The organism is Rhizobacter sp. P2_H2 (assembly GCF_056403375.1).
Genome location: NZ_JBFUFP010000206.1, coordinates 1 through 6,944 on the forward strand (window position 1 = coordinate 1; position 6,944 = coordinate 6,944).

7 protein-coding genes are annotated in these 6,944 nt (G+C 72.2%); 1 reads left to right on the plus strand and 6 read right to left on the minus strand.

Going from position 1 to position 6,944, the window contains the following annotated elements; genetic code table 11:
- Positions 1-111: 111 nt before the first annotated feature.
- The 5 genes from AC1D15_RS13250 to AC1D15_RS13270 all read right to left on the minus strand — a co-directional run bounded on the left by AC1D15_RS13250 (position 112) and on the right by AC1D15_RS13270 (position 5,345).
- Positions 112-1,803, minus strand: coding sequence for a putative 2-aminoethylphosphonate ABC transporter permease subunit (locus tag AC1D15_RS13250; protein WP_477826338.1), 1,692 nt, complete (start codon positions 1,801-1,803; stop codon positions 112-114).
- Positions 1,800-2,936, minus strand: coding sequence for a putative 2-aminoethylphosphonate ABC transporter ATP-binding protein (locus AC1D15_RS13255; RefSeq protein WP_477826339.1), 1,137 nt, complete (start codon positions 2,934-2,936; stop codon positions 1,800-1,802). The genes AC1D15_RS13250 and AC1D15_RS13255 overlap by 4 nt, the downstream gene beginning before the upstream one ends.
- Positions 2,933-3,484, minus strand: a complete 552-nt coding sequence (locus AC1D15_RS13260; RefSeq protein ID WP_477826340.1) for a phosphonate degradation HD-domain oxygenase — start codon at positions 3,482-3,484, stop codon at positions 2,933-2,935. The genes AC1D15_RS13255 and AC1D15_RS13260 overlap by 4 nt, the downstream gene beginning before the upstream one ends.
- A 7-nt stretch (positions 3,485-3,491) precedes the next feature.
- A complete protein-coding gene (locus tag AC1D15_RS13265; RefSeq protein ID WP_477826341.1) occupies positions 3,492-4,514 on the minus strand; it encodes a putative 2-aminoethylphosphonate ABC transporter substrate-binding protein in 1,023 nt (340 codons plus the stop codon).
- Positions 4,515-4,604: 90 nt separating this feature from the next.
- Complete coding sequence (locus AC1D15_RS13270) at positions 4,605-5,345, minus strand: 5'-methylthioadenosine/adenosylhomocysteine nucleosidase (protein WP_477826342.1); 741 nt, start codon at positions 5,343-5,345, stop codon at positions 4,605-4,607.
- A gap of 111 nt (positions 5,346-5,456) precedes the next feature.
- On the opposite strand from AC1D15_RS13270, the gene AC1D15_RS13275 reads away from it, so the two are divergent.
- Positions 5,457-6,176 carry a DUF1161 domain-containing protein gene (locus tag AC1D15_RS13275; protein ID WP_477826343.1) on the plus strand — a complete coding sequence of 240 codons (720 nt, stop codon included), beginning with the start codon at positions 5,457-5,459 and terminating at the stop codon, positions 6,174-6,176.
- A gap of 9 nt (positions 6,177-6,185) precedes the next feature.
- Here AC1D15_RS13275 and AC1D15_RS13280 read toward each other — a convergent pair.
- A partial coding sequence (locus AC1D15_RS13280; RefSeq protein ID WP_477826344.1) for a CPBP family intramembrane glutamic endopeptidase occupies positions 6,186-6,944 on the minus strand: 759 nt, incomplete at its 5' end.

The following is a 6,944-nucleotide window of genomic DNA, read 5'->3' on the forward strand; positions in this document are numbered from 1 at the left end:
AGCCCCAGTCGGTCAGCATCGCCATCTTCGTGGCCAGGCTGGTCGTCAGCGGGCCGGGGGTCAACAACAAGGGTTCGCGCATCGGAACATCCGGGTGGGAAAGCGAAGGAATCAGGGCTGGCGCCAGGCCTGCGAGCGCCGCCCGAGCCAGGCCGCGAGCGCGTTGATGAGCAGCGTGGCGGCGAGCGAGCTCGCGACGATCAGCGTGGCCATCGCGGCGGCGGCCGCGGTGTCGCCGGCATCGTCCATGCCGAGCACCGCGATCGACGCGAGCGTGGTGTCGGGCGTGTAGAGGAACACCACCGCGCTGACCGTCGTCATGCTGGAGACGAACAGGTAGCGCGCCACGTCGAGCAGCGCGGGCAGGCTGATCGGCAGCGTCACGCGCAGGCAGGCCGTCCACCACGGCCGCTTCAGGCTGCGCGAGACGGCCTCGATCTCGCCGTCGACCTGGCGCAGCGCGGTCACCATCGTCAGGTGCGCCGTCGTGTAGAAGTGGGCGACGCCGGCAGCGACCAGGATCGCGAGGCTGCCGTACAGCGCGCGTAGCGGGTTGCCCGGCGCGTTGAAGAAGAAGATGTAGCCGAGGCCGAGCACCAGGCCCGGCACCGCCATCGGCAGCAGCACCAGCGCGCGGATCAGCGCGGCCGGCGCGCGCGGCGCCGGGGTCTTCAGCGTCAGGTAGGCGGTGATGAAGACGAGCAGCGTGCCGGCCCCCGCGGTCAGCGCCGCCACCGTCACGCTGTTGCCGAAGGCGCCCCAGCCGCCGCCGTCGACGTGGTCGAAGTCGTAGTGCGCGAGCGTCGGCACGAGCTTGTACGGCCACAGCTGGATCAGCGAGGCGGCGATCGCGGTGCCCAGCAGTGCCAGCAGGAACAGCGACACGGCAGCGCACACGGCGCCGAGCACGCCGTCGCGCGCGCGGTTGCGCGCCGGCCGGTACGCGACCGAGCGCCCGCCCATCGCCGCGCCGCCACGGCGCGCGAGCCGCCGCTCGACGGCGAAGCTCAGCAGCGCCGGCAGCAGCAGGATCAACCCGATCACCGCGCCCTTGCCGAAATCCTGCTGCCCGATCACCTGCTTGTAGGCCTCCAGCGCCAGCACCTGCGTCTGGCCGCCGATCACCTTCGGCACGCCGAAATCGGTGACCACCAGCGTGAACACCACCATGCCGGCCGACGCGAGGCCGTAGCGCGCGTTCGGCAGCGTGATCGTCAGGAAGCGCCGCAGCTTGCCGGCGCCCAGCGATTCGGCCGCCTCGTACAGCCGTGCGTCGGCCACCGCGAGCGCGGTCGCCAGCACCAGTAGCGCATGCGGGAAGGTGTAGAACACCTCGCCCATCACGATGCCGATCGGGCCGTAGATCGACGCGCCGCCCAGCCACGACTTCAGCAGCCCCTGGTTGCCGAACAGGTAGACCAGCGAGATCGCCGGCATCAGCGACGGCGCGAGCAGCGGCGACAGCGCGATCAGCCGCCACACCGGCCGCCCCCACAGCCGCGAGCGCGTCAGCGCGAACGCGAAGGCCAGCGCCAGCGGCAGCACGATCGCGGTGGTGGCGAGCGCGATCAGCACGCTGTTCGACAACGCGCTGCGCAGCCGTGCCTCGCCGAGCAGGGCGTTCAGCTGCGCGAGGCCGGTGAAGCTGCCGTCGCGCGCCTGCACCGCCTTGACGAGGATGGCCGCCAGCGGCGCGGCCAGGAACAGCAGGAACACGCCGGCCAGCAGCCACACCAGCAGGGCCGCCACATGCTCGTCGGCGCTGCGCTGCAGGCGCGGGCCGCTCCAGGCCAGGGTGCTCACGGCGTTGCGTTCTCGAACAGCCGCAGCCGCTCGGCCTGCAGCGTCACCGGCACGCGCTGGCCGGGCACCAGCGCATCGAAGCCGGCGTCGTTCGGGCCGACGTCGGCGAGGATCTCGATCTCGCGCGCGGCGCACAGCGACAGGCTGGCGCGGCGCACGCCGCCCATGAAGTCGACGCGGTCGACGCTGGCCATCAGCGTGTTCGCGCCGGGCGTCCAGTGCGGCTGCACGCGCACGTCTTCCGGCCGGCAGAACAGCGTCGCGGCCGACAAGCCCGGCGCGATCGTGTCGGCGCAGGCGATGCGCACGCCGCCGAGCTGGAACGCGCCCTGCGCGTCGCGCTGCACCGGCAGCCAGTTGGCGCGGCCGACGAAATCGGCGACGAAGCGGCTGGCCGGTTGCCGGTACACCTGCTCCGGCGTGCCGACCTGCTCGATGCGGCCCTGGTTCATCACCGCGATGGTGTCGGCGAGCGCGAGCGCTTCTTCCTGGTCGTGCGTGACCATCACGGTGGTGACGCCGAGCTTGCGCTGCAGGCTGCGCAGCTCGCGGCGCAGGTGCTCGCGCACCTGGGCGTCGAGCGCCGACAAGGGTTCGTCGAGCAGCAGCAGGCTGGGCGAGGTGGCGAGCGCGCGGGCCAGCGCGACCCGCTGCTGCTGGCCGCCGGACAGCTGGGCCGGGTAGCGGGCGGCGACGCCGGCCAGCCCGACCAGGTCGAGCAACTCCTGCACGCGGCGCGCGCGGGCGGCGCGATCGGTGCGCAGGCCGTAGCCGATGTTGGCCGCGACATCGAGGTTCGGGAACAGCGCGTACGACTGGAACACGATGCCGTAGTGGCGCGCGGCGGGCGGCAGCCGGCCGATGTCGCGCCCGTCGAGCCACAGCGTGCCGGCGTCCTGCGGTTCCAGCCCGGCGAGGATGCGCAGCAGCGTCGTCTTGCCGCAGCCCGAAGGCCCGAGCAGGCAGACGAACTCGCCGCGGCGCACCGCGAGGTCGATCCCGCCGAGCGCGGTGAAGCGGCCGAAGCGCTTGGCGACGCCGTCGAGGCGCAGCCAGCCGGCACCGGTGTCGAGGGCTGCCGCGGGGCCGGCCGCGGCGAGCAGCGCGCCGGCGTGGAAGGCCTGCGGCTTCATGCGCGCTGCCCCAGCAGCGCCGTGACGCGCGGCAGGAAATGCGCGATCGGCGGCGTCTCGAGCCCCACCACCTTGGCGGCGTCGTCATGGCGGCGCAGCCGGATCGCGCGTTCGGCCTGGTGGTGGCTCTCGAACGCGGCGACCGCGCGCGGGCTCATCGCGCCGCCCTGCAGCGCGAGGCTGTGGCGCGACGCCTCGGACAGCGCGTCCGCATAGCCCGGCTCGACCGCGCACAGGTAGCGCTTGGCCTCCACGTGCAGCCCGATCGGCTCGACCACGTCGGCCGGCAGCCAGGGCCGCAGGAAGGGCAGCACGCGGTGCTGGTGCAGGTCGTCGATGCCGCGCGCGAGCGCGTCGTCGCGCTGGGCGCTCAGCAGGTGGCCGAGGTCGTGCAGCAGGCAGGCGACGACGAGCGCATCGTCGCCGCCCTGCTGCTCGGCCGCCCAGGCGCACTGCAGCGCGTGCTCGGCCTGGCTGATGGCTTCGCCGCCATAGAGCGACGAGCCTTCGCGGGCGAACAGCGCCTCGATCGCGGCGGCGGTCAGCACGCGCTTGTCACTTCTTCGGTTCGGATTTGCCGTCGTAGCGGCGCGTCCATTCGGCGAGGATGCGTTCGCGGTTGGCGGCCGACCATTTCAGATCCTGCTTGATCAGCAGTTGCTCGTAGTTGGCGGGGATCAGCGGGTTCGGCTTCGCGACGCCGGGGTAGGCGACGATCGCGAAATTCTTCTCGTACAGCTCGTTGGCGCCCTTCGAGGCCGACCAGTCGGCCAGCTTGCGTGCGGCCTCGAGGTTCTTCGTGCCCTGCATCACCGCGGTGGCCTCGACGTCCCAGCCCAGGCCGTCCTGCGGGAACACCAGGTCGATCGGCGCGCCTTCTTCCTTCAGCTTGGCGGCGCGGTACTCGAACGCGATGCCGATCGGGAACTCGCCGGCGGCCGCCTGCTTGCAGGGCTTGGAGCCGGAGTGGGTGTACTGCGCGATGTTGTCGTGCAACCGGTCCATGTAGGCCCAGCCGTCCTTCTCGCCGTACATCTTGAGCCAGGCCGTCACGTCGAAGTAGCCGGTGCCGCTGGAGGCCGGGTTCGGCATCACGACCTTGCCGCGGTACTCGGGCTTCAGCAGGTCCTTCCAGGTCTCGGGCTTCTTCAGGCCGATCCTGGCGGCCTCGACGGTGTTGAAGCAGATCGCCGCGCCCCACACGTCCATGCCGACCCAGCTCGGCACCCTGGCATCGTCGACGTAGACCTTGCTGAGCTTCTCGACGCCCTTCGGCGCGTAGGGCTGCAGCATGCCTTCCTTCTCGAGCACCAGCAGCGAGCTGGCGGCCACGCCCATCACCACGTCGGCCTGCGGCGCGGCCTTCTCGGCCAGCAGCCGGGCGGTGATGATGCCGGTGGAGTCGCGCACCCACTTGATCTTCACGCCGGGGTTGTCGGCCTCGAACTGCGCCTGGTAGGCCTTGATCTGGTCGGCCTCGAGCGCGGTGTAGACGGTCAGCGTGGTGTCGGCATGGGCGAGGCCTGCGGCGAGCAGGGCCAGCGCGGCCAGCGGTGAAGCGATGCGGCGAGCGTGCATGGGAACTCCGGGGGTGGACAACCGGAGCGACTGTAGGAACGCGACATGACGTCGTCGTGACGTCTAGATGACCGCGCCGCGGCAGGTGGCTCAGCCCGGCCGTGCGAGCAGCGCCGTCACGATCGCCTGCGTGTACCGGCTCGCGACCTCCGCGATGAAGCGGTTGAAGTCGACGTGCGCCGCATCGTCGGCTCGGTCGGAGATCGTGCGCAGCACCGCGAACGGCACGCCGAAGTCGTGGCACACCTGCGCGACCGCGGCGCCCTCCATCTCGACCGCCAGCGCGTCCGGCAAGCTCGCCTGCAACAGCCGGCTCTCGCCCGCGCTGCTGACGAAACGGTCGCCGCTGAGGATCAGGCCGCGCCGCAGCTGCGGATCGCGCACGCCGAAATCATCCAGGTGGGCGCGCTGCAGATGGGCCAGCGCCGATGCGGCGGCCGCCTGCACCTCGGCCGACAGCGCCGCATCTGCCGCGAAGCGCGACAGCCCGTACAGCGGCACCTCGTGGCGCGGGAACAGCGGTGACGCATCCATGTCGTGCTGCAGCAGCGTGTCGGCCACCACGATGTCGCCGACCTGCGCCGGGCCGAGGCCGCCGGCCACGCCGGTGAACAGCACGCGCTCGACGCCGAACTCGGCCAGCAGCAGCGTCACCGTCGTGGCGGCCGCCACCTTGCCGATGCGCGACAGCACCAGCACCRCGTCGTGCGCGCCGAGCCGGCCGCTCCAGAACTCGCGCCCGGCACGCTGTACGCAGCGCGCGCCGGACAACTCCTGCTGCAAGCCGTGCAGCTCCTGCGCCATGGCGCTGACGATCGCGATGCGTGACATCTTCACATGATGCCTGCCCGGCCTGTTACACGGCGTGGCGGACATGGCGTAACCTCCGTCGCCATTGCGCTCACTGGGAAGAGCAGTTGAACCACTCATGAGGCACACGCATTGACGTTTTCATCTTTCAATCGCCGCTTCGCGCCCTGGCTGTGCGGTGCCGCCCTCGGGTGGTCGGCGGCGGCGTCGGCCCAGTCGCCGGCCTGCGATCAGTTCAAGGAGGCGGTCTCCACGCGCATCCCCCCCGAGGTGCGCGGCGCGCTGGAGACGATACCGGCCGCGACGCCGGTGCCGCCGGGCGCCAAGGTGGTCGGCACCTGCGACGGCGGCGCGTTCAAGATCCTGCACTACCGGCGCGGGCTGACCCCGCAGGGGGCGACTGCGGCCAGCGCACCCGGTGTGACGAACGCGACAAGCCCGGCGAGCGCGGCGAGTGCCGTGGCCGTGGCGCCGCGGGTGGCGGCGCGTGCGTCGGCGCCGGCCGCGGCGGCGTCCCGGCCCGAGCCGGCAAAACCGGTGGCCGCGAAGCTGCCGGATCCCGTGAAGCCGGTGGCTGCGAAGCCGCCGGAGCCTGCCGCCAGCCCGGTCGCGATGGCGCGCCCGGTGACGACGCCGGTGACGCCCGACACGCGCGACGAACCGCYGATGCGCGATCCACCGCCGCTCCCGGAAGGCCCGGGCCTGATCGCGACGACGACCGACACGCTGGTCGAGCACTGGCCCTGGACCCTCGCCGCCATCCTGCTGCCGCTCGTGGCCTGGGGCTGGTCTTGGTTCTCGCACCGCCGGGTCTACGACGCGGCCGGGCTGCCGCGCGGCCCGAAGCTCTGATTCAAGCCTTCAGCGGCCTGCGAGGGCCGGGTAGGTGAAGAGCAGGAAGTGCGTCGCGTTGAGCGCGAAGTGCACCAGCACCGCCGCCTCGATGCGGCGCGTGCGCGCGTACGCCGCCGCATAGCCGAGGCCCGCCAGGCCCGCGAGCAGCGCGTCGACCGGGCCGCCGGCGAGGTGGGCGAGCCCGAACAGCAGCGTCGACAGCGCAACGGCCACGCCCACCGGCAGCCGGCGATGCAGCTGCTCCTGCAGCAGCCCGCGGAACAGCGCCTCCTCGGCGATGCAGGTCAGCAGCAGGTTGGCGAACAGGAACTGGATCGCGAGCACCGGCAGCTTCGGCGCGAAGGCGACCTGATGCACCGACACCGCCAGCGCGAACACCACCACCGCCGTCGCGACGAACGCGAGGCCCGCGGTGGCCAGTGTGTCGCGCCATTCGCGCAGCGTGGTGAGCCGGGGTGCGAAGGCCGCCAGCAACAGCAGGCCGGCCGAGCCCTTGTCGAAGTTCAGGTACTGGGTGAAGGGCAGCGCGTCCGCGGTGAAGCGGATGCCGTCGTACAACTTCGGGTTGCGAAAGCCCGGCACCACGTGAACGAACAGCGCGATCGCAAGCGCCGCGGCCAGCACCATCAGCACGGCACGCAGCCAGCGCGCTTGCGCCCACCGGCTGCCGAAGGCGAAGGCCGCCAGCAGCGCGAGCGCCGCGACCGCGGGTGCCTGCAGCACGCCGCCGGCCCAGGCCGCGGCGATGGCCGCCAGGTGCAGCAC

Bases quoted from the DNA above. Each gene is read 5' to 3' on its own strand.
- AC1D15_RS13255 (WP_477826339.1), bottom strand. From the start codon at position 2,936: ATGAAGCCGCAGGCCTTCCACGCCGGCGCGCTGCTCGCCGCGGCCGGC.
- AC1D15_RS13265 (WP_477826341.1), bottom strand. From the start codon at position 4,514: ATGCACGCTCGCCGCATCGCTTCACCGCTGGCCGCGCTGGCCCTGCTC.